The 1,535-nt window shown below is 41.8% G+C and carries 1 protein-coding gene; it reads left to right on the top strand.

Annotated features, from left to right (window positions below):
• Positions 1-49: 49 nt before the first annotated feature.
• The gene (locus BZG79_RS15430) at positions 50-1,462 is read left to right on the top strand and encodes an oligosaccharide flippase family protein (RefSeq protein WP_077774849.1); all 1,413 of its coding nucleotides are present in this window, start codon (positions 50-52) and stop codon (positions 1,460-1,462) included.
• Positions 1,463-1,535: the final 73 nt, after the last annotated feature.

Raw genomic sequence — 1,535 nt, 5'->3', positions numbered from 1 at the left:
CTCAAACTTTATCTAATAAAAGCAATCAGGATAAATCAAGAGGTTAGATGTGACGCCTAGAAAAATTGCTGCGTTCGCTATTGGTCCCATCGGGGCTGCTCTATTAAGCTTAATCACACTGCCTATTATCACGTGGTTCTTTTCCCAGGAAGATGTCGGTAGAATAGCTATGCTACAGGTCACCATTGGTTTTAGCACACTGCTATTTAGTCTGGGACTAGACCAAGCCTATGTGCGAGAATTTCATGAAGTAGATGATAGGCCAGGTTTACTGAAACGTGCTCTATTACCCGGGTTATCCATATTATTACTTAGTTTAACTGTCCTGCTATCGTTCGGTAGTACTCTCGCTAATTTGCTCTTTGAGCGTTCTGATTGGTACCTGAGCTTTTTGATTGCCATTGTCTTGATTGCAGCCTTTCTATCGCGTTTCCTTTCGTTAGTGTTGCGGATGAATGAGCAAGGGTTGGCTTTTTCTATGAGCCAGCTGTTACCCAAACTGGTGTTGCTCGCCATCATTGGCAGCTATGTTGTGTTAGATATTGATAAAAGCTTAACCAATTTAGTTTTAGCAAACACTGCAGCCTTTTTGTTTGTTTGTGCGGTATTTCTTTTTAATACCCACAAGGAGTGGATTGCGGGCATCACGGCATCAGTTAACTGGCACCATATGAAGAGAATGTTGCGGTTTGGCTTTCCGTTGATATTAGGAAGTATTGCCTATTGGGGGTTGACCGCCATAGATAAGGTTTTCTTACGAACACTGACTAGCTTCGAAGAGTTAGGAGTGTATTCCGTTGCGGTCAGTTTTGCTGGTGCTGCAACAATTTTACAGAGTGTTTTCTCTACAGTTTGGGCGCCTACAGTATATAAATGGGCGAGTACAGGTGGAGGGTTAGAGAACGTAAATAAGGTTAGTCGCTACATCCTAGGACTCGTGGTGACAATGTTTTGTGCTGCAGGTCTATTTTCTTGGCTTGTTACACTATTTCTACCAGATAAGTACATCTCCGTGCAGTGGATTCTCGTTTCTTGTTTGGGAGCTCCTCTACTTTATACTCTCTCCGAGACCACCGTCGTTGGGATAGGTATTTCACGCCGCAGTAGTTTTTCTATGTTAGCGTCTCTAGGTGCCTTTATTATTAATATCTTAGGTAACTGGTTGATGATCCCTCATTTTGGTGCTTCAGGTGCCGCTGTAAGTACGTGTATTTCGTTTTGGGTGCTTTTCATATTGAGAACAGAGTTTTCAATTTATCTTTGGAAACCTATGCCAAGACTATTGCTTTACACTTACACTGCCCTCGTGGTTGTCGGGGCAACTATAGTGACGTTATACGGTTCTAGTATTTATATATACATGCTTGTGTTTTGGTCTCTTCTCTTAATCTCGGTGTTGATAACGTTTAAAAAAGAAGTGCTGGAATCTATCGATTTTTTAAACGAGAAGTTGAGGAAATAGCTAGAAATAACTCATCACAGAAGAAACCGTATGGATTGTCGAACCCAGGTACATGGATTATCAAGTTCGTGAC

Origin of the sequence: Salinivibrio sp. MA427 (assembly GCF_001996115.1) — a bacterium.
GTDB lineage: Bacteria > Pseudomonadota > Gammaproteobacteria > Enterobacterales > Vibrionaceae > Salinivibrio > Salinivibrio costicola.
Note: the sequence above shows the minus strand (reverse complement) of the source record. Positions and strands in the feature narration are given on the sequence as shown.